The 26,648-nt window shown below is 32.7% G+C and carries 28 protein-coding genes; 19 read left to right on the top strand and 9 right to left on the bottom strand.

Features of this window, described 5'->3' with window-relative positions; all coding sequences use genetic code 11:
• The first annotated feature begins 8 nt into the window (after positions 1-8).
• Positions 9-1,496: an acyltransferase gene (locus tag JJ844_01300; GenBank protein MBO6974315.1), complete on the top strand. Its 1,488-nt coding sequence runs from the start codon at positions 9-11 to the stop codon at positions 1,494-1,496.
• Here JJ844_01300 and mnmA read toward each other — a convergent pair.
• On the bottom strand, positions 1,489-2,655 hold the full coding sequence (gene mnmA / locus JJ844_01295) for a tRNA 2-thiouridine(34) synthase MnmA (protein MBO6974314.1): 1,167 nt from the start codon (positions 2,653-2,655) through the stop codon (positions 1,489-1,491). The two genes, JJ844_01300 and mnmA, sit on opposite strands and share 8 nt — an antisense overlap.
• 46 nt (positions 2,656-2,701) lie before the next feature.
• Here mnmA and JJ844_01290 point away from each other — a divergent pair, with 46 nt between their 5' ends.
• Both JJ844_01290 and JJ844_01285 read left to right on the top strand, forming a co-directional pair.
• Positions 2,702-4,270 carry an NAD(P)H-hydrate epimerase gene (locus JJ844_01290; protein ID MBO6974313.1) on the top strand — a complete coding sequence of 523 codons (1,569 nt, stop codon included), beginning with the start codon at positions 2,702-2,704 and terminating at the stop codon, positions 4,268-4,270.
• A gap of 139 nt (positions 4,271-4,409) precedes the next feature.
• On the top strand, positions 4,410-5,351 hold the full coding sequence (locus JJ844_01285) for an RpoD/SigA family RNA polymerase sigma factor (GenBank protein MBO6974312.1): 942 nt from the start codon (positions 4,410-4,412) through the stop codon (positions 5,349-5,351).
• Positions 5,352-5,357: 6 nt separating this feature from the next.
• Here JJ844_01285 and pdhA read toward each other — a convergent pair whose 3' ends face one another.
• Positions 5,358-6,431 (bottom strand): pyruvate dehydrogenase (acetyl-transferring) E1 component subunit alpha, encoded by a 1,074-nt coding sequence (gene pdhA / locus JJ844_01280; GenBank protein MBO6974311.1) that lies wholly within the window; start codon positions 6,429-6,431, stop codon positions 5,358-5,360.
• A gap of 111 nt (positions 6,432-6,542) precedes the next feature.
• Between pdhA and JJ844_01275 the strand changes: the two genes are divergently transcribed.
• The 5 genes from JJ844_01275 (at position 6,543) to JJ844_01255 (ending at position 12,398) form a co-directional block, all read left to right on the top strand.
• The gene (locus tag JJ844_01275) at positions 6,543-8,648 is read left to right on the top strand and encodes a DUF4101 domain-containing protein (GenBank protein MBO6974310.1); all 2,106 of its coding nucleotides are present in this window, start codon (positions 6,543-6,545) and stop codon (positions 8,646-8,648) included.
• 48 nt (positions 8,649-8,696) lie between these two features.
• A complete protein-coding gene (gene ffh, locus JJ844_01270; GenBank protein MBO6974309.1) occupies positions 8,697-10,175 on the top strand; it encodes a signal recognition particle protein in 1,479 nt (492 codons plus the stop codon).
• Positions 10,176-10,229: 54 nt separating this feature from the next.
• Positions 10,230-10,595 carry a 30S ribosomal protein S16 gene (rpsP, locus tag JJ844_01265; GenBank protein ID MBO6974308.1) on the top strand — a complete coding sequence of 122 codons (366 nt, stop codon included), beginning with the start codon at positions 10,230-10,232 and terminating at the stop codon, positions 10,593-10,595.
• 36 nt (positions 10,596-10,631) lie between these two features.
• The gene (locus JJ844_01260) at positions 10,632-11,588 is read left to right on the top strand and encodes a PhoH family protein (GenBank protein MBO6974307.1); all 957 of its coding nucleotides are present in this window, start codon (positions 10,632-10,634) and stop codon (positions 11,586-11,588) included.
• Between the two features lie 72 nt (positions 11,589-11,660).
• Positions 11,661-12,398: a US12 family protein gene (locus tag JJ844_01255; protein MBO6974306.1), complete on the top strand. Its 738-nt coding sequence runs from the start codon at positions 11,661-11,663 to the stop codon at positions 12,396-12,398.
• 55 nt (positions 12,399-12,453) lie between these two features.
• Here JJ844_01255 and JJ844_01250 read toward each other — a convergent pair whose 3' ends face one another.
• Entirely contained in the window at positions 12,454-12,981 is a 528-nt protein-coding gene (locus JJ844_01250; GenBank protein ID MBO6974305.1) for a hypothetical protein, read from the bottom strand.
• A gap of 36 nt (positions 12,982-13,017) precedes the next feature.
• Here JJ844_01250 and era point away from each other — a divergent pair, with 36 nt between their 5' ends.
• From era to JJ844_01220, 6 genes are all read left to right on the top strand, one after another.
• Positions 13,018-13,929 carry a GTPase Era gene (era, locus tag JJ844_01245; GenBank protein MBO6974304.1) on the top strand — a complete coding sequence of 304 codons (912 nt, stop codon included), beginning with the start codon at positions 13,018-13,020 and terminating at the stop codon, positions 13,927-13,929.
• Entirely contained in the window at positions 13,930-14,667 is a 738-nt protein-coding gene (trmD, locus tag JJ844_01240) for a tRNA (guanosine(37)-N1)-methyltransferase TrmD (protein MBO6974303.1), read from the top strand. It abuts the gene before it with no gap.
• 227 nt (positions 14,668-14,894) lie between these two features.
• The gene (locus tag JJ844_01235; GenBank protein MBO6974302.1) at positions 14,895-15,641 is read left to right on the top strand and encodes a hypothetical protein; all 747 of its coding nucleotides are present in this window, start codon (positions 14,895-14,897) and stop codon (positions 15,639-15,641) included.
• Positions 15,642-15,932: 291 nt separating this feature from the next.
• Positions 15,933-17,480 (top strand): site-specific integrase, encoded by a 1,548-nt coding sequence (locus tag JJ844_01230; GenBank protein ID MBO6974301.1) that lies wholly within the window; start codon positions 15,933-15,935, stop codon positions 17,478-17,480.
• A 510-nt stretch (positions 17,481-17,990) separates the two neighbouring features.
• The gene (locus tag JJ844_01225) at positions 17,991-18,824 is read left to right on the top strand and encodes a hypothetical protein (GenBank protein MBO6974300.1); all 834 of its coding nucleotides are present in this window, start codon (positions 17,991-17,993) and stop codon (positions 18,822-18,824) included.
• 30 nt (positions 18,825-18,854) lie between these two features.
• Complete coding sequence (locus JJ844_01220) at positions 18,855-19,055, top strand: hypothetical protein (protein MBO6974299.1); 201 nt, start codon at positions 18,855-18,857, stop codon at positions 19,053-19,055.
• A 131-nt stretch (positions 19,056-19,186) separates the two neighbouring features.
• On the opposite strand, the gene JJ844_01215 is transcribed toward JJ844_01220, so the two are convergent.
• On the bottom strand, positions 19,187-19,606 hold the full coding sequence (locus JJ844_01215) for a hypothetical protein (protein MBO6974298.1): 420 nt from the start codon (positions 19,604-19,606) through the stop codon (positions 19,187-19,189).
• Positions 19,607-19,900: 294 nt separating this feature from the next.
• Between JJ844_01215 and JJ844_01210 the strand changes: the two genes are divergently transcribed.
• Genes JJ844_01210 through larB form a run of 3 tightly spaced genes read left to right on the top strand, consistent with a single transcriptional unit; the run spans position 19,901 to position 21,500 of the window.
• A complete protein-coding gene (locus JJ844_01210; protein ID MBO6974297.1) occupies positions 19,901-20,404 on the top strand; it encodes a 2-C-methyl-D-erythritol 2,4-cyclodiphosphate synthase in 504 nt (167 codons plus the stop codon).
• A complete protein-coding gene (locus JJ844_01205) occupies positions 20,401-20,847 on the top strand; it encodes a TIGR03792 family protein (protein ID MBO6974296.1) in 447 nt (148 codons plus the stop codon). The genes JJ844_01210 and JJ844_01205 overlap by 4 nt, the downstream gene beginning before the upstream one ends.
• Positions 20,844-21,500, top strand: a complete 657-nt coding sequence (gene larB / locus JJ844_01200; protein MBO6974295.1) for a nickel pincer cofactor biosynthesis protein LarB — start codon at positions 20,844-20,846, stop codon at positions 21,498-21,500. Before JJ844_01205 ends, larB begins: the two co-directional genes overlap by 4 nt.
• A gap of 204 nt (positions 21,501-21,704) precedes the next feature.
• Here larB and JJ844_01195 read toward each other — a convergent pair whose 3' ends face one another.
• From JJ844_01195 to JJ844_01180, 4 genes are all read right to left on the bottom strand, one after another.
• Positions 21,705-21,872, bottom strand: a complete 168-nt coding sequence (locus tag JJ844_01195; protein ID MBO6974294.1) for a hypothetical protein — start codon at positions 21,870-21,872, stop codon at positions 21,705-21,707.
• Positions 21,873-21,983: 111 nt separating this feature from the next.
• Positions 21,984-22,193 carry a sulfur carrier protein ThiS gene (thiS, locus tag JJ844_01190; GenBank protein MBO6974293.1) on the bottom strand — a complete coding sequence of 70 codons (210 nt, stop codon included), beginning with the start codon at positions 22,191-22,193 and terminating at the stop codon, positions 21,984-21,986.
• Entirely contained in the window at positions 22,183-23,238 is a 1,056-nt protein-coding gene (locus tag JJ844_01185; GenBank protein MBO6974292.1) for a thiamine phosphate synthase, read from the bottom strand. The genes thiS and JJ844_01185 overlap by 11 nt, the downstream gene beginning before the upstream one ends.
• A 7-nt stretch (positions 23,239-23,245) precedes the next feature.
• Entirely contained in the window at positions 23,246-24,169 is a 924-nt protein-coding gene (locus JJ844_01180) for a bifunctional riboflavin kinase/FAD synthetase (protein MBO6974291.1), read from the bottom strand.
• Between the two features lie 68 nt (positions 24,170-24,237).
• Here JJ844_01180 and JJ844_01175 point away from each other — a divergent pair, with 68 nt between their 5' ends.
• Positions 24,238-24,771 carry a DUF3611 family protein gene (locus tag JJ844_01175; GenBank protein MBO6974290.1) on the top strand — a complete coding sequence of 178 codons (534 nt, stop codon included), beginning with the start codon at positions 24,238-24,240 and terminating at the stop codon, positions 24,769-24,771.
• On the opposite strand, the gene surE is transcribed toward JJ844_01175, so the two are convergent.
• Entirely contained in the window at positions 24,751-25,560 is an 810-nt protein-coding gene (surE, locus tag JJ844_01170; GenBank protein ID MBO6974289.1) for a 5'/3'-nucleotidase SurE, read from the bottom strand. The genes JJ844_01175 and surE overlap by 21 nt on opposite strands.
• A gap of 68 nt (positions 25,561-25,628) precedes the next feature.
• Between surE and pheS the strand changes: the two genes are divergently transcribed.
• Positions 25,629-26,636, top strand: a complete 1,008-nt coding sequence (gene pheS / locus JJ844_01165; protein MBO6974288.1) for a phenylalanine--tRNA ligase subunit alpha — start codon at positions 25,629-25,631, stop codon at positions 26,634-26,636.
• The last annotated feature ends 12 nt before the right edge of the window (positions 26,637-26,648 follow it).

Genomic DNA, 26,648 nt, shown 5'->3' with positions numbered 1-26,648 from the left:
ATTTTAGATTGTTAATCCCAACTCAAATTAAAAGTCTAAGACAATATTTTTACCCTTGTTTAGGAGGGATTTTAGGAGGAATTTCAGTTTCAACTCATTTTTGGCTGATTTTTATGCCGATATCTTTATTTATTTTATGGAAGGGAAGTGAAAGGAGAATAGCAAATTTTTGTTGGGGTTTTTTCTTTATCTTGATAAGTCATTCTTGGCTTTATGATCTTCATCCATTGACATGGCTTGGGTTTTCATGGCTTGCAAGTTTAATAATTGCCATTTTAATATTATTATTTTGCGCTTTTCTGGGTGGGATATTAGTTTATTTATGGGGATTGTTAGTTGAAATCATTCTCTGGAAAGAGGATGTTTTCAAAATGAAAATATTATCTTTAACAGTAAAAGTATTTTTTTTATCCTTGACTTGGGGTATTGGTGAACTGATACTTTCTCAAACACCTTTTTTTTGGATAGGTTTAGGAGAGAGTCTTATCCCAGGTGATATTTATCTTGCTGGTTTAGCAAAATGGATTGGTGCAAGTGGTTTATGTGTAATACAAATATTGATTGGATTTTGGATTTTTTATTTTCAAGGTAGATGGGAAAGAAAACTTCACTTTAAAAAAATATTTCTTTTAGGACTTTTGGTTTTTATTCTCTTACATTTAATTGGAGGTTTAACAACTCCATTAAAAAGAAATTATGAATATCCAGTAGCTATTTGGCAAACTAATATACCAACAAGAGAGAAATTAAAAATAAATGATGAATTTATTGAAGAAAAGCTATCCATCGCTCAAAAATTTGCTTTATCAAACAAAGCGAAACTTCTTGTTGCTGCTGAAGGAACTCTATCTAATAATTTTTATTTTTCTAAAGGCATAAAGGTTAATACCTTGTCAGGAGGTTTCAGAAATTCAAATAATGAGTTAAGAAGTTCTTTCCTCGGATTTCAAATTGGAGATAAATCTTTTACCTCATTTTTAGATAAAAATAGACTTGTTCCAATAGGTGAAAAAATACCTAGATTTCTAGATATTTTTTCCAGAGGATTATCTGCAGTAGGAGGAATTCAACCAGGTTCTGATTCAAGATTTTTTGATCCTAAATTTACGCCTCCATTAGCAGTAGCAATCTGTTATGAAATTAGTGATGGATTGAAAATAAGAAAGGCTATTAATAATGGTGCAAAACTAATAATAACTGCAGCAAATTTAGATCCCTATCCAACAAAGCTTTATAATCAATTTCTGTCTTTGGCAAGATTGAGAAGTATTGAAAATAAAAAAGATAATCTACTTGTATCAAACACTGGTCCTTCGGGTTTAGTTAAAGATGATGGAGAAATTATTCAACTTCTAGATTTAAACGTTGAGCAAATTAAAATAGTATTCCCTAATTTTTCAACCGACAAGACCTTCTATACAAAATTTGGAGATAAACCTATTTTATTATTGTTTATATTTTTTATGGGATTAAATTTCATTTGGAAAATTAATTAATTAATCCGCCACCTAATAGAATTTCTTCTTTATAAAAAACAGCAGCTTGTCCTGGCGTTACAGAACTTTGACTCTCTTCGAAAATTAATTTAAATGTTTTAATTGGATTATCTGAATTATCTGAATTTTTCAATGGAATTAAAGTTCCTTTTACTGGATGACTTCTATATCTGATTTGTGCTTCTACTTCTATCTTTTGCTTAGGTTCTTCGATTGAAACCCAGTTTACCTGACTAATTATTGCTTCTTTTTTAAATAGATTACTCTTATCTGCTACATAAACTATATTTTTTACCCTGTCTAAACTTTTTACATATAGTGGTTCAGGCCAAGAAATGCCTAAACCTTTTCTTTGACCTACCGTAAAGTGCTGAATACCATTGTGAGTTCCAAGTACTTTACCGTTTACATGAATAATTTCACCTTTTTTGGGCTCAATGTGTTTGTCGATAAATGTTTGCATTGATCCATAATGCTCAACTAAACATAAATCTTGACTTTCTGGTTTATTAGCAGTTCTAAGGCCTAATCTCAGGGCTTCCTTTCTTGTATCCTCTTTTTTCATGTCACCTAAGGGGAATTCCAATCTGCTTAGTAATTCTTGTGAAAGACAATAAAGAAAATAACTTTGGTCTTTATTCTCGTCAGCACCTCTTAGAAGTAGAAATTCCTTAAATTTAAAGCCTTTGTAATCAAGTTTTGCAGCATAAGAAAAATTTTTAATTCTTGCGTAATGTCCTGTCGCAATATGAGTAAAGTCTTTTTTGTTTATTGCGTAATTAAGCATCTCTTCAAACTTCACATTCTTGTTGCACATCGAACATGGAAGGGGAGTGAATCCTTTCTCGTAGCTTTCAGTAGTTTTTTTAATTACCTCTCTTTCGAAAATTTCTCTTGAATCTATAATTTTATGATTAATTCCTAAATCTTCACAAAGGCCTGCAGCATCTACTAACCCTTCAGAACAACAGGAGCCTTGACCTTTCATTAGCCAAAGAGTTAGTCCTTCAACATTCCAGCCTCTTTCAACAAGAAGAGCAGCTGAAAGGGAACTGTCTACACCACCAGAAAGACCTACAATAATATTTTTCTTCTTCTTAGCTTTATTATTAGTAGAAAAACAGTTCTCTAATTTTTTATCCTTTTGTGTCTTTAACATGGAAGTTTAAATTTTTGAACAGTACTTAAGTTTCTTTGTACTAATTATGAACGAAATTGTATGGCCAACAATTGACTCAAAACATTTAATTGTTGATTCAAAGCAAATGTTGATATTAGAGAAAGAAATGTTTTCTGATGGGATGCCCCCAGAAGCATTGATGGAAAAAGCTGGCATCCAAATTAGTAGATGGCTCTTAAAAAAGAAACCTCTTTTAAAGCATGGAATAATTGTTTTAATAGGTCCTGGACATAATGGTGGGGATGGTGCCGTACTAGCTAGAGAGCTTTCCTTGAAAGGGTATTTAGTTAAGGTATGGTGTCCATTTCCAATAAAAAAAACATTAACAATTGACCACATTAATTATCTTACATCTATTGGTGTAACAAAATTAGTAGAACCCCCCGATGCGAATGGGAAAGAACTATGGATTGATTCTGTTTTTGGCAATAATCAAACAAGAAAAGTGGATAATAATTTAATTAAATTATTTAATCAGAAATTTCATAACAAATTTGGTAAAGTTGTAAGCATTGATATCCCTACAGGATTATGTCCTAATACAGGAGAGCCTTTTGAGGATAATGTAGCAGTAAAAGCTGACTATACCTTGGCCATTGGTCTTAATAAGATTGGATTAATACAAGATTCAGCATTACCTTTTATTGGAGACTTGCACCATATCGATGTTGGCGTACCCATAAATAAGTTATCTAAGATTGAAAAAAAAATTTTTAAGGTTACTTATAGTGATTTAAAGAATATTGATTTGCCTTCTTTACCTAAAAATTTCAATAAATATAGAAGAGGAAGAACACTATTAATTGCCGGAAGTGAAAAATATCCTGGTGCTGCATCATTAGCAATAAAAGGTGCTATATCTAGCGGAGTAGGTTTTATCTCTGCAGTCCTGCCTGAATTAGTTGCTGAATCTATTTGGCAAGTTGCCCCAGAAATAGTTTTAAAAGGAACTATGAAATCTAATCAAGATGGTAATGCATCTCTATTTAGTGCATTAAGTAATATCGATTTAAATGCATATGATTCATTAGCTGTTGGCCCAGGGATAGGGATTGATAATGATGATTGGCAAAAATCAAAAGACATCCTTATAGGTTTTGAAGGATTATTGATCTTGGATGCAGATGCGCTCAATAGAATTGCGCAATCTGAATTAGGAACAAAATTCTTTTTGGAGAGAAAATTTAAAACATGGATTACACCTCATAAGAGAGAATTTGTGAGGTTATTTCCTCATATAAAATGTAAAACTAATGTTGGATTAGCTCTTAATGCGGCAAAAGAATTTAATATAAGTGTTTTGTTAAAGGGAGCTAATAGCATAGTCGCAGATAACAAAAAAGCATGGCAAATTTTTGGGACCGATTCTCATACGGCTAGAGCTGGATTGGGAGATCTTTTATCTGGATTTGTAGCGGGCAGTTCTGCGATTGATTTATCCTTTTGTAAGGATATAAAAACTGATTTTTTCGCTAAATACGTACTTTTACATTCTTTCGCTGCATCAACATGTAAAAAAGGGTCAAATGCTCACAGTATTAGTGATGAATTATCAAAGTTGATGAGAAATAGGAAATCGAGACAAATATCTTGAAAGAAACAATTTAAAGGAGTTTTTTTAAGTTTTAAACACATAAATAAACAAATATTACATGAAATCTGAAGCACATATTAAATATTTGGGTTTTTTCAAAAAAGTGTAGGAGAGTTTTAATACCTTTATTGGCTTAAAAATGGTCTCATCTATACCAACACAGGCAGAACAGCCAAAAAGAAGAAGTAATGATCCAATAAGTTGGTATTTGCAAAACATCGGCAGAGTACCCTTGTTAACTCCCGCCGAAGAAATTGAACTTGGTAATCAAGTCCAAAAAATGATGATTATTACAGAAGATGGACAATTAAATGAAAAAATTAATGAATTTACAAAGCAGCAAAAAAGAACAATAAAAATTGGCAGGAGAGCTAAAGATAGAATGATGAAAGCTAATCTGAGATTAGTTGTTAGTGTGGCAAAAAAATACCAAGGCAAAGGTCTTGAATTACTTGATTTGGTTCAAGAAGGTTCTCTTGGCTTGGAGAGGGCTGTTGAGAAATTTGATCCTACAAGAGGATATAAGTTTTCAACATATGCTTTTTGGTGGATCCGACAAAGTATGACTAGAGCAATTGCGTGCCAATCAAGAACTATCCGCTTACCAGTTCATTTAAGTGAAAGATTAGCATCTATACGCAAAGTTAGTAGGGATCTGGCTCATAAGCTAGGTGCGATGCCAAGCAGAATTGAAATTGCAGAAGCAATGGAAATTGATGTTGAGGAATTAGATTCGGTTTTAAGACAAGCTTTATCAACAAGTAGTTTGGATGCTCCAGTGAATGGCGATGATGGTAGGAGCTTTTTGGGTGATTTAATCGCAGATAGTAATAATGAAGAGCCTTTAGATCAAGTTGAACAAAAAATGCATCAAGAGCAACTTGGGAAATGGCTAAGCCATCTCAGCGAGCAAGAGCAACACGTTCTCAAGTTAAGGTTTGGTTTAGATGGAAATGAAAGACATACTCTTGCTGAAATAGGAAGATTATTAGAAGTTTCTAGGGAAAGAGTTAGACAAGTTGAACTTAAGGCATTAAGGAAATTAAGAAACTTAACCAGAAAGTTACCTAGCGGTATCTAATCTAATCTAATCTTCAGCCCAAATATACTTAGTTAATTCTTCTGAAGGTGGTTCAGGCGCTTCCAAAGCTTTCTTAACGGACTCTGATATTTCTATATCTATTTTCTTTTCAATATTTTTTAATTCTTCTTCTTTTGCAAATTTACCTTTAATAATTTCTTGGGCTAACTTCTTAATAGGATCTCTTTCTGCCCAAAACTCCTTTTCTTTTTCAGATCTTAATTCATCTGGATCAGCAAGAGAATGTCCTCTGTATCTGTAAGTCAAGCATTCTAAAAGTGTAGGACCTTCACCTGCCCTAGCTCTCTCTATTGCTCTTTGTGCCGCTCCTCTTACTGCTAATACATCCATCCCATCAACTTCCTCACCATGCATTCCAAAAGCAGAAGCTTTCCTCCAGATTTCAGGATTGCTAGTAGCTCTATCGTGGGCCATACCAATAGCCCATTTATTATTCTCAACAACAAAAACTATAGGTAATTTCCATAATTGAGCCATATTTAAACATTCAAAAAACTGGCCATTATTACAAGTTCCATCTCCAAAAAATGCTGCAGTTACTGCATCACTACCACTATTGCCAGCAACTTCCTTTTTATATTTGCTTGAAAAAGCTGCCCCTAAAGCAACCGGAATTCCTTCTCCGATGAATGCATATCCTCCTAGTAAGTGATGCTCGCTTGAAAATAAGTGCATGGAACCTCCTCGGCCTTTACTGCAACCTGTAGCTTTCCCAAAAAGCTCACTCATAACTTCAAAGGAGGGAACTCCGGCACTAAGTGCATGAACATGATCGCGGTAGGTACTGCAAAACCAATCATGTTTCTTCTTCATAGCGCCAATTACTCCAGTGCTTATAGCTTCTTGACCGTTATATAAGTGAACAAAACCAAACATTTTCCCCCTGTAGTACATTTCTGCACACTTATCTTCGAATCTTCTACCAAGTACCATATCTTCATAAAGGAATAATCCTGTTTCCCGATCTAATTCGGCTTTTTTTATATCTTGAAGATTTGAAATTCTTTCTACGTGTGTTTCCAAGAAAAATACCTTAACGAAGTTTTGATTTGTTGACATTCTAGGGTGTGAAGGTCGATTTTCATGATTTTTTTTAATAACTCTGCAAGACCTTATGAAAAAAATTTTTAACTTGATAAAATTTATCTAATAATTTAATAGGATATTTGTTTGGAACTTCCTTTAGATCATTATCGTTTAATTGGCGTAAGCCCCTCCGCAACATCTGAGGAAATATTAAGAGCCTTTCAATTAAGGTTGGATAAAACCCCTGATGAGGGATTTACTTATGAAGTTTTAACCAAAAGATCAGAATTGCTTCGCCACACTGCTGATTTGCTTACAGATCCAGAAAGCAGGAGAGAGTATGAGAATTTGTTGCTAGATGGATCCTCTGGATTAGAGTTTTCTTCAAATAGAGAAGTGGCAGGATTAATCCTTCTTTGGGAATCGGGTTCCCCAAAAGAAGCTTTCAAAATCGTTAGAAAAGCTTTGCAGCCCCCTCAAACTCCTGCTTTAGGAAGTAGTAGAGAAGCTGACCTAACTCTATTAGCTGCCTTAGCAGCAAGAGATTCTGCAATTCAAGAACAACAGCTTAGATCATATTCAAACGCTGCAGAATTTTTACATGAGGGTATTCAACTTCTTCAAAGAATGGGAAAACTAAGTGAAAGGAGGAAAGAACTTGAAGAAGACTTGGTTTCCCTTACTCCTTATAGGATTTTAGATCTACTTAGTAGAGATTTAAGTGATCAAGAGTCTCATCAAAAAGGTTTAAGTATGTTGGAAAATTTAATAATTAAAAGAGGTGGATTGGAAGGTAATAATAAATCTGAATATGGAGATTATCTTAATCAGCAAGAATTCGAAGCCTTTTTCCAACAAATAAAGCCATATTTGACAGTGCAAGAACAGATAGATTTGTTTCTTGAATTACAAAAAAGAGGATCATTAGAAGCAGGATTTTTAGCCTTTCTATCCTTGACAGCAATTGGGTATTCAAGAAGAAAGCCAGAAAAATTATTTGAAGCGAGGCGAATTTTAAAGAAACTTAACCTGTCAGGTCTTGATTCAATGCCTCTTATTGGTTGTTTAGATCTGCTTTTAGCAGATATTAATCAAGCCTCTGCGAGGTTCTCTAGCAGTTCCGATGAGAAATTAAGAGATTGGTTTAATAATTATCCAGGTATGAAGTTAGAAGCAATTTGTATTTTCTGTAAAAATTGGCTTGAGAATGACGTTTTAGTTGGTTATCGAGATATTGAATCAAAAGAGGTGAATTTAGATTTATGGTTTGAAGATAGGGGAATTCAAGAATTTATTGAAAAATTAGAAAAAAAATCAAATAAAACACTAATCAAATCAAATCTTCAAACCCAGCAGTTTAAACAAGAATCCTCTACAAAAATTACTGAAGATTTTGATAGTAAAACAGAGAATATTGATGAAAGAAGATTGCCATGGCCTGGTGGCATAAAAAAAGAATATGCAAATCTTGATATACAAGAAAACAGTTTCAATGAGGAAATATTTAAGAATAAAGCTATAGACTTTTATAAGTATTTAGTTGAAAAAATTGCTGAATTTAAATTTAGTTTAGGGGAGTTTTTGAATGACAAAGAGATTATCCGTCGGTCACCTTATTTAATTTATTTGTATGCTTTTTTAATATTATTTACATTTGGTATAGGGGTTGGATTCTTAAGAAATAATCTAAAAAAATCAATTCAGGAGCCAGCTTTGACTGATAAATCTACAACAGCTTTAGATGAAAAAAAGATGGGTAGTGATAAAATTATCATTCAAGAAATCAAAAAAGACTCTTCAAATGTATTTAATTCTACTACCAAGAAACCTAGTCTAAAAAACACTCTAAAAGTTGAAGCAATCACTAAAGCATCGCCTTCTACAGGAGAAATAAAAAAATTAATAAATGTATGGCTTCAAAGCAAAAGAAATTATTTAGCTGGAAAAAGCTTAACTAATCTTTCCAAGATTGTTAGTAATGGTTTGATCGATAGAACAATCAAAGAAAGACAAAATGATTTAAAGAAAGGAATTTATAAAGAAATTAATTCACAAATACTGAAGATAGATTTGGAATCACAAACTTCATCTAGGATAGTTGTTTTAGCTGAATTAAATTACCTAGAGAAGATAATACGAAATTCCGGAGAATTAGTTAACGAAACATCATTTACTCCCCTGAAAGTTAAATATATTTTGGGTTATTCTAATAAATCCTGGAAATTAGTTGATTTTGTAAGTGGCTTGTAAGTATACACTTCTAGATCATCTATAATAATAAAAAATACTTTTTAAATAATGTTTGATGAACTTTCATCACGCTTTGAAGACGCAGTAAAAGGTTTAAGAGGCGAAGCAAAAATTAGTGAAAATAATATAAATGATGCCTTGAAGGAAGTAAAGCGAGCATTGCTTGATGCCGATGTCAGTTTATCTGTAGTAAAAGAGTTTATATCAGATGTAAAGGATAAAGCTATTGGAGAAGAAGTAGTTAGGGGTGTAAACCCAAGTCAAAAATTTATAGAGGTTGTAAATAAAGAATTAATTAACATTATGGGGAATGAAAACTCCCCTTTAAACGAAAATAAAAATAGCCCCACCGTTATTTTAATGGCTGGACTTCAGGGAGCTGGTAAAACAACTGCAACAGGAAAATTAGGTCTTTACTTGAAGGAAAAAGAAAAAAAAGTTCTTTTGGTGGCTGCAGATATTTATCGACCAGCAGCCGTTGAACAACTTAAAACACTAGGAAGTCAATATGATTTAGAAGTTTTTTCAGCGAAAGGAAATAATAGTAAGCCCGAAGATATTGCAAAGGATGCATTGCTATATGCGAGTAAAAATAACTTTAACTCCATCATTATTGATACAGCAGGAAGATTGCAAATTGATGAATCAATGATGAGTGAAATGGTTCGGATTAAAGAAGTATCTAAACCTGATGAAGTTTTACTTGTTGTTGATTCTATGATTGGTCAAGAAGCTGCTGATTTAACAAAGTCATTTCATGAAAAAGTTGGAATTTCAGGCGCGATACTTACAAAGTTGGATGGCGACTCTAGAGGAGGCGCTGCTTTATCAATAAGAAAAATAAGTGGCAAACCTATCAAATTTATTGGAGTAGGAGAAAAAATTGAGGCGCTGCAACCTTTCCATCCAGAAAGAATGGCAAGCAGAATTTTAGGAATGGGTGATGTATTGACACTCGTTGAAAAAGCTCAAAAGGAAGTTGAGCTTGCTGATGCAGAAGCAATGCAAAAGAAACTTCAAGAAGCAACTTTTGATTTTAATGATTTTGTTAAGCAAATGAGATTAATTAAGAGGATGGGATCACTTGGGGGCTTGATAAAACTAATACCTGGAATGAATAAAATTGATGATGGGATGATAAAAGACGGAGAAGATCAACTCAAGAAAATAGAATCTATGATCTCATCAATGACTCTTGAAGAGAAACAAAAACCTGAAGTTCTTGCTGCTCAGCCTTCAAGAAGACAAAGGATTGCTCAAGGTAGTGGTTATGAAGCAAAAGATGTTGATAAAGTTTTAGCTGATTTTCAAAGAATGAGGGGCTTTATGAAACAAATGTCGAATGGAGGAATGCCTGGAATGGGAGGAATGCCTGGAATGGGAGGAATGCCTGGAATGGGAGGAATGCCTGGAATGGGAGGAATGCCTGGAATGGGAGGAATGCCTGGAATGGGGGGAGTTGGTACTAATAAATCAATGAAAAAACAAAAAAATAATAAAAAGAAAAAAGGTTTTGCTGATTTGTAGGTTCTTAAATTTTACCTTTAAATGATATTATTATTAAAAACCCATTAATTTAAGATGATTAAATTGCGCCTTAAGCGCTTTGGAAAGAAAAAAGAGGCAAGTTTCAGAATTGTTGCATGCAATAGTACTTCCAGAAGAGACGGTAGACCTCTCCAAGAACTAGGTTTTTATAACCCAAGAACTAAAGAAACTAGGCTTGATACTGAAGCTTTAAGAAAAAGGCTTACACAGGGTGCTCAGCCAACTAGTGTTGTAAGGACTTTATTAGAAAAGGGAGGATTATTAGAAAAAGTAGAGAGGCCCGCCATAGCTATCGGTAAGGCAAAGTTAGAGAAAGAAAAATTAGTTAAAGCTAAATCAAAAGACGAAGAAAGTGATAGTTCTAAAACTGAAAGTAGTAGCAATGAAGCTGAAAGCTAGTCGTTTGATTGATCTTTATTCTTGTACTCTAACTAAATGAAAGAAGTTTCCAAAACTGGTCACTTCATTATAGATTTGCCAAGTTCTGACGCTGCTACAGCATTATCCGGACAAGGAAATTCTTTTTTAAAAAAATTTGAGTCTCTCACAGGAGTTTCTTTAACTATAAGGGGCTTACAACTTGAGATGAATGGGGTTATATCTAAGATTGAAAGAGCTTCAGCATTAGTAGAGCTCACAAGACCAATTTGGGAACAAGGGTTAGAAGTTCCTGAGGTGGATCTTAAAGCTGCTCTTAGTTCTTTAAATATGGGAGAGTCATCTTCACATGCTGAACTTGGAAAAAAAGTCCTTGCTCGTTCCAAAGCAGGAAAATACTTAAGACCAAGAACAATAAGGCAAAAAGAATATGTTGAATCAATTGAAAACTTTGATCTGACGTTTGCAATTGGCCCTGCTGGAACTGGTAAGACATTTTTGGCAACTGTTTGTGCAGCAAGACTATTGAACGAGAAAAAAATAGAAAAAATTGTCCTGACCAGACCAGCAGTCGAAGCTGGTGAAAGTTTGGGATTCCTACCTGGAGATTTGCAACAAAAAGTAGATCCATATTTAAGACCCCTATTTGATTCTTTGCATAATATTTTCGGAGTGGATAGAACAAATTCGTTAATTGATAAAGGAATAATTGAAGTTGCTCCTTTAGCGTTTATGAGAGGAAGGACCTTAGATAACTCTATGGTCATTTTAGATGAAGCACAAAATACAACCTGTTCTCAAATGAGAATGTTTTTAACCAGATTAGGCGAGAGATCTAAAATGGTTGTAAACGGAGATATTACTCAAATTGATTTAAAAAAAGATCAGGAAAGTGGTCTAGTAGAGGCATCAAGAATTTTCGCTGAAACTGAAGGCATAAAATTTTGCTATTTGACTGTCCAAGATGTAGTTCGACATCCCCTAGTTCAGAAAATTATTGAGGCTTATAAATAACTTTATAACTCTGGAGATCCGTACACTGAAATTTTAAAAATCAAGTAGAATAAAATCATAATTAATAAAAAAATGCCAGCAAGTAGTAATTTCAATCAAGCCATTCGAGAAGCACAAACGAGTTCAATTGTTGGACCTAATGTTGTTCAAAAAGCTCTACCTTATGTTGGTGGAGGTATGGTGCTAACCTCTTTAGGGGTTTTAGCAGGTGTCTCACTCATAGCAACGAATCCCACTCTTTTTCAGCCTCTTTCAATAGTTGCTCTAATTGCAGAATTAGTTTTGTTTTTTATAGCAACAAGTGCCGCAAATAATGCAAATAATGCAAAGGCCTTGCCTTTACTAACAGGATTTAGTTTGCTAACTGGATTCACATTAAGTGGAATAGTCGCATTAGCAATAGGAACAATTGGTATTGGTTCAGTTGGAACAGCTGCATTAGCTACAGGTATAACTTTTGTTATAGCGTCCTACACTGGCCAAAGGATGAGTGATAGTGTTGGTCAAGCACTAAGTGGCGTCGTTGGGCTTGGTTTAATTGGGCTTCTAATAGCTATGTTTGTTCAATTAATAGGAGGATTCTTTGCTCCTGGTGTTTTTGGAGGTTCAGGACTCGAGTTGATAATCGCAGGATTTGGTACAGTCTTATTTGTTGCAATGTCTTTTGTGGATTTTTATACAATGCCAAGAAGATATAATGACGATCAGTACCTCGCGGGAGCTTTAGGAATGTACCTTACTTACATAAATTTATTCGTTTTCATATTAAGGTTAATGATTGCTCTCCAAGGAGGAGGAAGAAGAGATTAAGCTAATTATTTAAATATTTATTACTTTGAAGCGTAGAAATTTTTTCTACGCTTTTTTATTGAGCGATATCAAGAATTTGTTTTTTTATAAACTGCTTTTGCTCTAAATCATATTTTGTTGAATTATCAAAACTATTTCCCATATTATCTAAGTCTTTTATAACTTGATTAATGGTCTTCGTAACTAATTTTGTTTCGAGATGTCTCAAAATACTTTTACATCTATCAGAAATATTGTCTGATGTTATCTCATATTCATGATTATTTTCTCTTCGATGAATAATAATTTGAGCTGAACTCATTATTAAATTTTTTATCACAATTTCTACTACGTCAACTCCTCCTTCGTTAAGTTTATAAATCAGTGAAAAGGGAAGTTTATCTAACAAAAAACAATCTTTATCAGATAAAGCGTACGCAAAAAATCCTCTACGTCCATTTTTTGTTTTGATTAGCTCTGCAATTCTATCTGCTAAAACCTCTTCGCTGAGCAGTTCTTCTGCCCATTCTTTACACCATTTTGCTGATATATTTATTGCCTGAGTAAAAGAAGCCTCTTTTAAGTTTATTGTCTTTTTTTCCATTTTTGATCAGAATTTTATTATTGATGCATTAAGTCTTTGATTAATTATAAATCTGGGTTTGTAACTTTACTAGGTAGGCCAAATGTTGGAAAATCTACTTTAATAAATAAGTTGATTGGAGAAAAAATAACAATTACTTCTCCAATAGCCCAAACTACTAGAAATAAATTAAAAGGAATACTAACTACGGAAAATGGACAAATAATTTTTGTTGATACACCAGGAGTGCATAAACCTCATCATCGCCTTGGGGAAATATTAGTAAAAAATGCAAAATCAGCAATTAATGGAGTTGATATGGTTGTTTTTGTTATTGATTCAAGTGAAGAGCCTGGTAGAGGTGATGAATACATAATGAATTTTTTAGCTGCAAATAAAACTGAATTTATTGTTGCTTTAAATAAGTGGGATTTGGTAAGTAAGGATTTTAGGAATTTACGATTAGATCAGTATAGAAGATTTTTCGGATTTAATAGAAATTTTCAAATTGTAAGTGCTTCGCAAGGAGAAGGATGTTCTGAATTAATCGATAAGATACTTCCTTTTCTTCCAGAGGGTCCAAAACTTTATAATGAAGATACTATATGCGACCAACCATTAGAGAAATTATTATCTGATCTAGTGCGTGAGCAGGTATTAATTAATACAAGAGAAGAAGTGCCGCATAGTGTTGCCGTAAAGATAGAAAAGATGGAGGAAATGAAAAGAAAAAATGGAAAAAGTTTTACAGCTATTTTGGCCACTATTATTGTTGAAAGGTCAACTCAAAAAGGGATTCTTATTGGAAGGAATGGTTCGATGTTAAAAAATATTGGTCAGTGTGCAAGATCAAATATGTCAAAATTAATTGATGGTCCAGTTCACTTGGAGTTGTTTGTGAAAGTTGTTACTAATTGGAGAAAAAAAGAATCAAGACTAATTGAGTTTGGTTATGAGGAAGATTTCTAGATGATGAGTTTTAAGTTTGAAGTAATTACATTGTTCCCTAAAGCTTTTGAATTAATAAATAATTTAGGGGTTATTACAAGAGCTCTAGATAATAATTTGATTGATGTTAATTTATACGACTTGAGAGAATATGGAGAAGGCTCTTATAGACAGGTAGACGATAAGCCATATGGAGGAGGGGCGGGAATGGTGTTAAAACCTGAACCTATTTATAAGGCATTTGAATCAATTAGAAAAACATCTAAAAGTAAAACTTTGTTGATGACGCCACAGGGTAAAGTATTAAAGCAAAGGGATCTTATGAGATGGTCAACTTTGGATCAATTAATAATTATATGCGGGCAATATGAAGGGTTTGATGAAAGAGTTAGATTTCTGGCTGATGAAGAAATTTCTTTAGGCGATTTTATTTTATCTGGGGGCGAAATCCCTGCGTTATCAATAATTAATGGCTTGACCAGACTTTTACCTGGGACTCTTGGGGATCCTGAGTCATTAATTAAAGAAAGCCATAATTCTTCTTTATTAGAATATCCCCATTACACTAGGCCTCAGGTTTTTAAAGATATGAAAGTCCCTGACGTTCTTATAAATGGAAACCATAAAGAAATAGAAATCTGGAGGGAGGAACAAATGTTGAAAAGAACTAATGAAAGGAGAAAAGATCTTTTTAAAAAAATATTTCCTGATCAAAATGGAAATCAATATGATGAAAATGAATGGTACTGGGATATCTAGGTATATCAAACCTAAAAAATGATTAAATTTTAGGCCAATTTCGAGTCGCTTATGACTACGATATTCGCCCTGATTTGATAAGTTGGCTTGTTTTTATATGATAAAGTTTGATTTTATAGGAAGTTTACAGATTAAATGCAAACTAACGAAAAACAAACCATAGAATTTATATCAGTTACAGATAAATCTGTAATCATAAATTCTGTTGATTGATTATTAACATCTTCATGAAACTTCTTTATAAATTAGTCTATGAGATTATTTGTCTTTTTTACTCCAGGGTAATTACCTTCTTCGAAGATTCTTTTTTAAGAAGAAATTTTAAATCTAAACTTAATCTGGATAAAGATGGATTTCTCAAAATAACAAGTAAAAGTAAACTAAATATCTCAAAACTTAGGTTTGATTTTGTTTTGAATGACAACGAGATGAGTTTTTACTCAAATAAATATCAAAAAAAATTCATTTTAAGTCAAGAAAATTTAAACTTAATTATCAAGTTGATTTTTGATGGACAATTTTGTGAATTCTTAACTTTACAAACTGGATTTAAATATAGTGTTGATTTTTTTGGCGCTTATCAGAATTTACATATTCCAAAAAAATATATTGATAAACCTTGGTATGCAAATCATTATCATTTAGATAAACCTAACAGTGCAAATATGTTAAAAGTATTTATACCATTGACCAAGATTGGTATGAATGATGGACCATTAGAATTGATTGATATTAATCAAAGAAAGCAATACCTAGTTGGAGATTTAGGGGATATTTTTTTATGCAAATTAAACGTATGCCCCCATAAAGCAGGAGTTCCTAAAGATGGTAATAAAACTAACTTAATAATGATACAGTTAAATCCTTCAAAAAAATGGTATTTAAATGAAAACTTATATCAACGACAGTTTAAAAAAGAACCAAAATTTACTGGTTTGACAAATAAATTTGTAAGGAGAGCGCGTTTGAATTAGAACTTAAATGAGTTAATTAAATATAAAATCCTTAGAACTGTTAGTTAGTAATCTTTTTATTCTTGGATTGGTAAATTATCAATTAGGGGGTTAAAGGTTTATTATTAAGTAAATTATCCATAAGTAGTTAATATTTTAATTGCAAGTGGTTTCATGATGCTTCAATTTTTTAAGCATGACTAGAAAATCTCCACAGTTAAGGATTGGTAATGAATACGACATTTATCCAGATTGGTGACTATAACTAGAGTTTTGTGTTAGAATTTGAGTTACAGGTGGGTTACAACTCAAGTGACATCAAACGAGCAAGAAATTACAAATCACAAATCAGTTACAGATAATGATGTGATATTGAATGCAGTTGATGCTCTATTAACATCTGCTGGATTTAATAAAGATGAATTAAATATTGCACTTGATGCAATTAAAAATGCTAAATCACAGAGTTTAGTAAGCAAGAAACAAGATAATAAATTCTGGTTGGAAAAGACATTGATTTATCCAAATATTGATGAATGTTTTATCTACAAAAGAGCAACAAGTGTAAGTGGTAAATGGTATTTAAGAATTTATGATTACAAGAACAATAAACCAGTAGTACGTTCACTAAAGACAACTGATAAGAATAAAGCAATTGCTACTGCAAGAGTGATGTACATGGAATTGAAAGGGAAAATTGATAGAAATGAGAAATTGCAGCAGATTACAGCAGAAGAATTAATACAAAAATATGAGAAGACATTAGTAGAGAAGATATCTCCTATACCAATGTCTGGAGGGATAACACCTGACCACTACAAAGTTAAAAGATACCATCTTCGTACATGGAGAGAGTTCCTAACTGAAAACAAATTAATTGATAAACCAATAGATAAAATCCAACCAAATCAAGTTAAGAACTTTGGATTGTGGATGCTAAACAAACCCAAGCAGACAGCAAAACACATACAAGGAAGGAGTATTGAAGTTGTTAATGATACTGTGAGCGAGATAACGAGAATGTATTACCAGATTGCCAAAGGTAACTATCTAACAGAAAGTCAAATACCAGTAATAGACAGGATAAAACAAGTACCAGATGATAGTTTTAAGAGGGATATCTTAACAGAAGTACAGTATGAGAAATTCTGGAAATATTGCCATCATCGTTACTCTGCTAAGAAACACAATCCAGATGTACCTAAAGAGGAATTACTCAAGAGAAAGATATTTACTGAATTTGTATTGATAATGGCGAATGTTGGGTTTAGGACAAAGGAATTACTTGGAATAAAGATTGGAGAAATTACTGAGGGAGAAGGTTGGGATGATGAGAAAAAGAAGACCGATATAGTTATGAAGGTACGCAAAGATAATAGTAAAACTGGTAAAGGTCGTCTATGTGTAGCACCAGTCAGAGATAGGGTAGAGAAAGTGAAAAAGTACTATAAACAGTTGGGTGTGAAGCAAGAAAAGGAAGATTACTTATTCATAAATCCCACTTCTAAAAAGAGAAACAGTTATGGAAGGATGGTTTTCCATAATCGTCTCAAGAAAGTATTACTTGATAGTGGTTTACAAGATGAGTTTGATGCAGAAGGTAAACGTGTCTCACTTTATAGTTTTAGACACTTATATGCTTGTTGGAGATTGAGATTTGGAAATACTCCAATACATCTTCTCGCTAAACAAATGGGGACATCAGTTGGAAAGATTGAAAGTACTTATGGTCACATCATGGTTTTGGAACAAGCAGACCAGATAACAAAGAACCAAGTAGAACAGAGATTGAAAAGAAATGGTGTACGTCTTGCTATCCCAGAAGTATTAGATGATGATTATGTAGCATCAGCAAGTTAATGCCTGCACGTTACCGTATGTGTTTTCACACACCCCCACAACGCCCTGTAGCACTAGCATTTCGTGTAATACAACATATGAACCATGCGGTAGATTAATTCTAAAAGCGGAAGAAAAACACCATTAAAAGTGACCAGAAAGTAGAAAATATTGCTCAATTATCAAGATTTGAGGACAAATCAGAAGATTTAGGGAACAACTTGCATAAATAAAACATGGTTCATAATTCCAAAACCACAATTTAATTAATCTACTAATAAAACTATATTTGTTTTCTTTAGTTCGTCACTCTAGTGGTCTTACCTTGTGCATTACCGACTGTAGGTAATCAAAGTTAACTATTTATGAAACATATTAAATATATTGCCAAGTAAGTAGAACTCCTCTTGGATAGTACAAACATAGATCACCACTATCAGTTGATAGTGTCTTGTTTTTAGAAATAGCAATCTCAATAGTAATTAATTTACCAAAGGAGAAATGGTCTATGGGAGGGAACGCTAGTAATAGTTGAATATCTTTCTCTGCTTGGGATTTACACCCCTAAATCTTTGTCGTGCCATGAATTTTAATCAAATTATTGAATTAGAAAGAGAATTATCTATCAAATTAGATAGACCAATAAACTTACGCTCATTAGATAACTACTATGCTTATCAGCGTCAGTTCAATGATAGAAGTATCAAACTACATAGAGATCACATACCAATAAATCCAAAAGTTTGTCTCAACAAGCAAGAGGATTATGACTATTACATAGAAGGACTTCTTTATCTCAGGAACCTACTAGACAACAATGTAATTAATCCAACTTGGTTGGTAACGCTCCACTATACAAATGACGTGGATTACATAAAACCAATCAAAGAAACAGATAATCCATTTGGGTACAAAGACAGATATGGTTACAAATGCTTTGGTGATTTATGGAAACAGAATATCAATTCTAAAAGACGCAAGAAAATAGACCATATCTATCCTGATGCAAAAAAGATATTGAACTTGGTATTGAGATATCTGTATGGTATTAAACGCTTAAATCAAACTTGGAAAAAGAAGCATCCAAATCTATTATTCTTCCATGAACTAGGTAAGGTTAAACATAATTACCATACTCATCTGATATTACCTAAGACAGAATTGTATAAAACAAAAGCAGACAAGCAAGAATTACAGGACACCTTTAATACTGTAATTAGAGGTCGCTGTAAGAGTATTAATAAATGGAGAAAAGTAGATGTTCAATGGATAGAACCAGAAGATAAATATTCAGTAGTTGGATACTTAAATAAGGAAACCAGTTCTAAACATTTGTCACTTGATCCTTACAACTCATTAGTTTGAGTTCAGTTAACTTCACAACAGGTAAACCTAATGCAAAGCACAATTATTAAAACACAACCTAAGATTAATACTTCATTTCCTAAAGCAAAACAGGAAATGTACAAGAGATTAGTAAGAGAGAGCAATACTACGTTTGTTCCAACTGCAACTCTCTTAAGAAACTATGCAGAGGTAGGTATGAAAATAAAAGATAAGGAACAACTTGATAGTATTCTTTCTGGAACTAATTAATAGGCATCATGAAATCAAGGATATTAATTAATTCTGACATCTATAGACGACTAAGTAATAAAGCAAGACAAAGTGATCTGACCGTAGATGAAATTGCAGAAGCATATCTTAAGAAGCAATTAAAGTTGTGATTAATAAGTGAAGACATTGGGTTTATGAAACTTCCAGTTTTCACAAAGAATATTTTCATCTAGTTTTAGTGTGAGCGACTGAGTACCAACACCTGCTGAGATCCTTTTGCCCGTTACTGATGATAAGACACCATTATTTCTTGCTATTCCGTTTTCTTTAATGACTGAGTTATCAGGTCTTGTGAGTGTTAAATGAACCTCAGCAGTTGTTTTAAAGTCACTCCACTCTTTACTGGGGATAACCATCCTTGCTGTAGAGATTTGCTCCCACTTCAATGTTCCATTTGCACAACTCATTGTGGGTGGAATTTGACCTTTCCAATGTCGCCAATGATAGTCAAATTTGTCTTGAGATCTTACACCTGGAATTATTAAAAGTATGCAAGTTATTATTAAATTAATGCTTGTGGATCGTTTCATAGTGCATAAACAATACATGAACAGTTTTAACATCCATAATGAAATGTAATCTATAACTGCAATACGGTATAACTCATATGGAAATCGTACTTCTGTTTCAAATCCAAATAATAAAATTTCCAGAATAAAATTACACCTAAGACCTTTATTAGAACTCTCACTTTAGTGGGGGTTCTTTTTATTGCTAAGATGTACTTTAGGAGGTCAGATGTATCAGCAAATTGTTAAGTTAAATATCCATATGGAATTACAGAAAAGTTACAGATTGTTTTTAGATACCTCAAACCTATTGGTATGACTAGAACCTCACCACAGTTCCGTATTGGTAATGGATATGACATTCATAGATTAGTTTTTGGAAGGAAACTTATCATCGGAGGTGTTTTATTAAACCATCCTCATAATTTAGGTCTAGATGGGCATAGTGATGCCGACGTCTTAATACATTCCATTATGGATGCATTATTAGGAGCTCTTTCTCTTGGGGATATTGGAAAATACTTTCCACCATCTGATAACAAATGGAAAGATTCAAATAGTTTATTCCTATTATCAGAAGTTATTGAATTAATAAGAAAAGAAGGTTGGGAGGTTAATAATATTGATAGTGTTGTTGTTGCTGAACGGCCAAAACTAAAACCCTATTTGGAACAAATGAAAAAAAATATTGCCAACACTTTACAAATCGATGATAGTTTAATAGGAATTAAAGCTACCACAAATGAAAAATTGGGTCCAGAGGGGAGAGAAGAAGGAATAAGTTGTCATTCTGTGGCATTGCTTGAGAAAAAATTATGAATAAAAGATTTAAAGTTAAAAAGATAATTAGGAACAATACCTTCTTATTAATATGTTTATTTATATTATTCTTTCAAAGTAATTCTGAAATTCTTAATGCACTACAAATGGAAAATCATCAAAATGGATTCATAATAGAAGAATTAAGACTTAAAGTTCCATCTAAATTTAAAGAAGTATGGCTTGAGGCTGAAAACAAAGTTTGGGAGCCTTGGTTATCTATTCAAGAAGGTTTTTTGGGGAGACAATTGTTTTGGGATAAAGAAAAAGAAGAAGCTTTGATATTGGTAAATTGGAAAAGTAAAAAACTATGGAAAAGCATACCAATGTCAGAAGTAAATGTAGTCCAACAAAAATTTGAAGATAATGTTAAAGCTGCTCTTAATGTAAGAGAAAATCCTTTTAAATTAATTTATGAGGGAGAGTTAGATAAACAAAAATGAATTTTGATATCAAGTTTGATTTTCAAAGAAGAGAGAGGCTTGGACTTATTGAGGCTATCTGGGGGCAAGACAAGAGTATCGACCAATTAAAGAGATTATCTGAGAGTGTATTAAGTAAAAATGAGGTTGTTTTCATTACAAGGATTAATGATGAAAAGGCTAATTATCTTTTAGATTTATATGATGATGCACGATTCTATGAAGAAGCAAATTGCCTAATAATTGGGAAAAATCTGAATAAAATAAATACTAATAAAAAAGTTGCCATAATTTCAGGAGGTTCAAGTGATTTGGCCGTAACACTTGAGGCAAAATTAGCACTTGAAATTTATGGAGTGAATTGTCAATCTTTTATAGATGTTGGAGTAGCAGGACTTCATCGATTAATGAGTCAGTTAGAAGAAATTAATAAATATAATGTATTAATAGTTTGTGCTGGAATGGAAGGAGCTTTGGCAACAGTTGTTGGTGGATTGTTGCCACAACCGATAATCGCAGTACCTGTCTCAGTCGGTTACGGCGTTAGTAAGGATGGGAGCGCAGCTTTAAATAGTATGTTGTCAAGTTGTTCTCCAGGTATTGCAGTTATGAATATAGATAATGGTTACGGAGCAGCAATGGCGGCTCTGAGAATTATTAAAAATATTTCCTAATTGATTTACTTTTTTTCTATTTCTAGCAGGTTTTCTATCCATAAATTAAGTTGTTTTGAAAGCATTCCTTCTTCTCTCATTTTGATTGCTTTAACCACGACTTGTGTATTTACCCATTCTGGAAATCTTTTCGGCATTTATTTATATGTTCAGTAACTTTAATTTGGTACAAATTTTTATAAAGACAAGATCTAAGTAACAAATTTAATCTTTTATGTTTGATTTTGTACCTAATCTAGAAAGCTCAGAAGATGTATGTTCACTTTCTACGTTTTTTAATCTTTCAATTAACTCAGAAAGATCTTTCTGTGCTAATTCCCCATTTTGCTCCCATTTTAGAGATCTTGAGTTACTATTAATTTTTTCTTTCATTGCTCTATTGAGTTAATAAGAATATAGAACGAAAACAGGAAAAAATTGGTTATTGTTTCAAGGCTAAACTTAAAATATTATGAAGATTTTTAATATACAAAATTTTATCTTTTAACCACCACCAACTATTGAAACGATTTCTAAATTATCCCCATCTTTAAGTTTCACTTTTTCCCATTTTAAGGAATTAATAATTAAATTATTTAACTCTACGACAATTGTGTTGGGTTTATATCCCATTAAATTTAGAGCTTTAGATAATACAGCGTTTTCTTGATCAAGTTCTATTTTTTTTTCTTCTCCATTTACTTTAATTTTCATGAGACAACTTTTTTAAAATCATAATAGCGTCTTTTTTAGGATCTTCAGAATTCATTAATTGGGAAACTAAGGCAACTTTTTTAAACCCATTTTTTTTTAAATATGAAATATTATTCGACTTAATTCCTCCGATAGCAAACCAAGGAATATTTAAATCTTTTGTCAATATTTTTATCTTTTCAATACCTATAGGTTTTTTGTTCTTTTTTGTTGCTGTTTCAAATACTGGTCCTACTCCTATGTAATTACAACCGTCTTTAAGAGCATTAGAAATATCAATTTCATTATTTGCGCTTATACCAATTATTTTTGAATATCCTAATAATTTTCTTGCGGACTTTAAGTCTAAATCATCTTGTCCAAGATGAATTCCATCCGCATTAGAAGCTAGAGCTATATCAAGCCTATCGTTAATGATGAACAAGGAATTATATCTTTTACATAGATTTTTAATCTTAATTGCTTCTTCTAGATTATCTTTATCAGTTCCCGTTTTAAATCTATGTTGAATGATTTTTACTCCTGCAATTAAAATCTTTTCAATTATTTCTAATAAATTATCCTTTTGATCTGTGATTACATATAAGTCATTTTCTTTTAATATTTCCTCAGAATTCTTACACGTGCTTAAATTTAATAAGTCAATTTCTATATTATAAATTTCATATCTAATTTCCGAAGCGATTTTTGAAAGTTCATGATTATGTAGCCTTGAGAATTCTTCGATGACTCTTAATGCTTCTTGAACTCTTCCTGAATTAGAACTTATAATTTTCTCAAAGGTATTTCTGTTGATTTGCTCTTGATGGGTCAGCCCTTTGCATTTGTCCTCAGTATGATTTCTAGATTGTTTATAAATTTCTAGATGATTTTTCCCCAAAATTTGTCTAAAATTTTTAATCCTTTTAACATATTTTTCTTTGCCTAGACCAAATCTAGCCCAATCCTCCAGTACTCGTAATCCCTCTCTGGCTCTGTCTAGATTGGCGTCAATAATTTGATAAATTCTTAAATCTTCAGAGTTTGTAGGATTGGAATTCAGCATTTTTAATTTATTTTTTGTCGGTTTTAAATATTTTTAGGGCATTATCTTTATCTTTCTTAATTTGGTTAGAAAGTTGATCTATATTCTTGAATTGGATTTGAGACCTAATCTTTTCAAGTGGTTCTACAGATAGATTTAAACCATATAGATCGATATCTTTATTAATTAAATGAACTTCAACTGCAGATGGCAATAAGGGATTTATCGTTGGTTGACGGCCAAGATTCATAACAGATTCGATTTTTTGGTTGGAATTTTCTATAGTTGTCCAAGCTGCGTAGACTCCTTCTCCTGGTAAAAATTTTCTGCCATCTATTTCAAGATTTGCGGTAGGCCATCCTATACTTTTCCCAATCCCTTTACCTTTAACAACCTTTCCATTAAAACTATAAGGCCTATTTAGCATTTTGAAAGCATTTTTCAGATCACTTTTCTCTAATAAATCTCTTATTCTGCTGCTGCTGATTCTGCCTCCGTTGTCTTCTAAAATTGGAGTAATTTTTAGTTTTATGTCCATATCTTTAATCGTATTTTTTATAGTATTTATGTCACCACTTCTTCTAAAACCAAATTTAAAATTAGCACCTACAGAAATGTTTTTGGCTTTTAATTGATTTATCAAAACATCTTTTACAAATATTTCTGCACTTAATTTGGATAGTTCTTTATTAAAAGGAATAAGAACTAATTGTTTAATTCCAAGATCTTCAAGAATAGGCAGTTTTTCATAAGGGAGATCAAGTCTAAGACGTGTCTCTTTGTATAGAACTTCTCTGGGATGAGGCCAGAAGCTGGCAATTGTTGGGACATATTGATTTTCATCAACTACACTTTTTATTAATTTTCTGTGGCCAGCATGTAGGCCATCAAAACTTCCAATAGCTATTGAAGTAGGATTCTTAACTTCAGATGGCGATATTAAAGAGATCAAAAGATTTCGTGCAATTTTATGATTTTGATGGCAAATTTGAATAGATCGTAGTTTATTCAATCAAATGAATGTCTGACAAAATTGATTTTCAGTCCCTTTCATTTGGAATGCGACGCATTGGATGGATACGCTTTTGGGTTCAATCCATTTTAGGTGTTGTTGTTGCGGCTGTTTTGCTTTTTTCAAATGTTGTAAATAATAGCGAAGGGCAGCTTGGCTTGGCACCTGGTCTATCACTTACAACAATATCCTTGATTTTACTACTTTTTAGTCTTTGGCAAGGTTGGTTAATAGTTAGAACAGGAAGAGCAATCGCAAGTAATGCAAGACCCTCAAGAGGACAAACCAGTAAATTAATAAAAAGAGGCCTAATAGTTGATTTATTAGGAATTTTGTTTGGATTAATTGGATATCAAGCTCTTATGGGCGCCCTTTTTATACAAGCATCCTCTCAGACGACTGGACAATTGATAACAGCAACATCTGATATCCCAATTACTGGGCTTGAAATATTATCAGTTCTTAGTAACACACAAGTTATTGCGGCCCATTTTTTTGGACTTTGCTTTTCTTTATGGCTTTTAAGAAGGATTTATAAATGAATTATTAATTTTAGGTAAGTCTTCTAAATTACCTCTCCAAAATAAATCTGGTTCTACAGGTGTAAGCGATATTTTATTATCTTGTATTTGAGATACATCACTAGGCCAATTCTTAGGACCATAACCTTTTGATTTAAGATCTAAAACTACCTCACCTGCTAACCAATAATAATCATCACCCCTAGGATCTTCTCTTTTGGAAAATTGATTTTTATATTTTCTTACTGATAATCTTGTCCAGGATAATTCTTTTATTTTGCTTTTATCGCAAGGGGGGATATTCAAATTTAATAGAAGTGAAGCTGGCCAACTATCTTTAATGGCTTGTTCAGCAATATTCATTGCAATTTCTCCGGCGAATTCAAAATTTTTCCACTTAAAACTAGCCACACTTATCGCCATGGATGGAACATTTTCTAAAGTGCCTTCCATGGCTGCAGCGACTGTGCCCGAACAAAAAATATCTGTTCCTAAATTGGGACCGTGATTTATTCCAGATAGAACTAAATCAGGTTTTCTATCCAAAATTTCAGATAGTGCTAATTTTACGCAATCAGCAGGAGTGCCTGAACATCCCCAAGCTTCAATTCCTTTTTCGAATAATTCATCAGCTCTTTCTACTCTTAGTGGAGATTGTAAAGTAAGGCCATGGCCTGTAGCTGATCTTTCTTGGTCAGGACATACTACTTTTACCTTATGCCCTCTTTTTTGTGCTGATTTTGCTAAAGCTCTTATCCCCGCTGCAAAAACACCATCATCATTGCTTATTAATATATTTAACGGTTTCATTAATCAATAAATTTTATTTATGGACGATATTTAAGTAAGATAAAGCAATACTTATTTTTACTATATCAGTGAGTCAGATTGAATCATTAAGTCAAATTGAGGAAAAACTAAATAATCTTTCTCTAACAGCAAAAAATAATATAAATAATGCTAGTACTAATGAAGAACTGGATCAATTAAGAGTTTCCTTGTTAGGAAAAAAAGGTGATTTGTCAATTATCTTGAAAACAATGGGGCAATTATCAGCTATTGATCGACCAATTGTTGGCCAGAAGGCAAATTTAATAAAGATAAATTTGCAGGAATTAATAACCGAAAGAAAAAATCAACTAAATATTGAAGCCTTAGACAAAAAGATCAAAACAGAAAAAATTGATGTAACAATCCCCTCAATTGGAACCCCCCCCGGAAATAAACACCCTTTAATTTCAACTCAAGATGAAATAATAGATATTTTTTGTGGTTTAGGATACTCAGTTGAGAGTGGACCTGAAATAGAAACTGATTTTTACAATTTTGAGTCTCTCAATATACCCAAAAATCATCCGGCGAGAGATATGCAGGATACTTTTTACTTAGATGAAAATCGACTTTTAAGGACCCATACTTCTCCTGTTCAGATAAGATACTTAGAGAACAATCCTCCTCCAGTAAGAATTATTGCCCCCGGGAGAGTATATAGGAGAGATGCAGTAGATGCTACTCATTCCCCTGTATTTAATCAGGTTGAGGTTTTATGTATTGATCAAGATATTAATTTTAGTCACCTCAGAGGAACAGTTCTTACATTTTTAAAAACCTTTTTTGGAGATATACCTGTAAGATTTAGAGCTAGTTATTTCCCCTTTACTGAACCTTCAGCAGAAGTAGACGTCCAGTGGAAAGGTAAATGGTTAGAAGTAATGGGCTGCGGAATGGTAGATCCAAAGGTCTTAGAAAAATTAGGAATAGATTCTGAGAAATGGACCGGTTTTGCAGCAGGATTAGGAGTTGAGAGATTTTGTATGGTGAGACACCAGATTGACGATATCAGAAAATTTTATACAAATGATATTAGATTTTTAGAACAGTTCTAATAGTATTTAATT

Source organism: Prochlorococcus marinus CUG1435 (genome assembly GCA_017644375.1).
Lineage (GTDB): Bacteria > Cyanobacteriota > Cyanobacteriia > PCC-6307 > Cyanobiaceae > Prochlorococcus_A > Prochlorococcus_A marinus_AH.
Note: the sequence above shows the minus strand (reverse complement) of the source record. Positions and strands in the feature narration are given on the sequence as shown.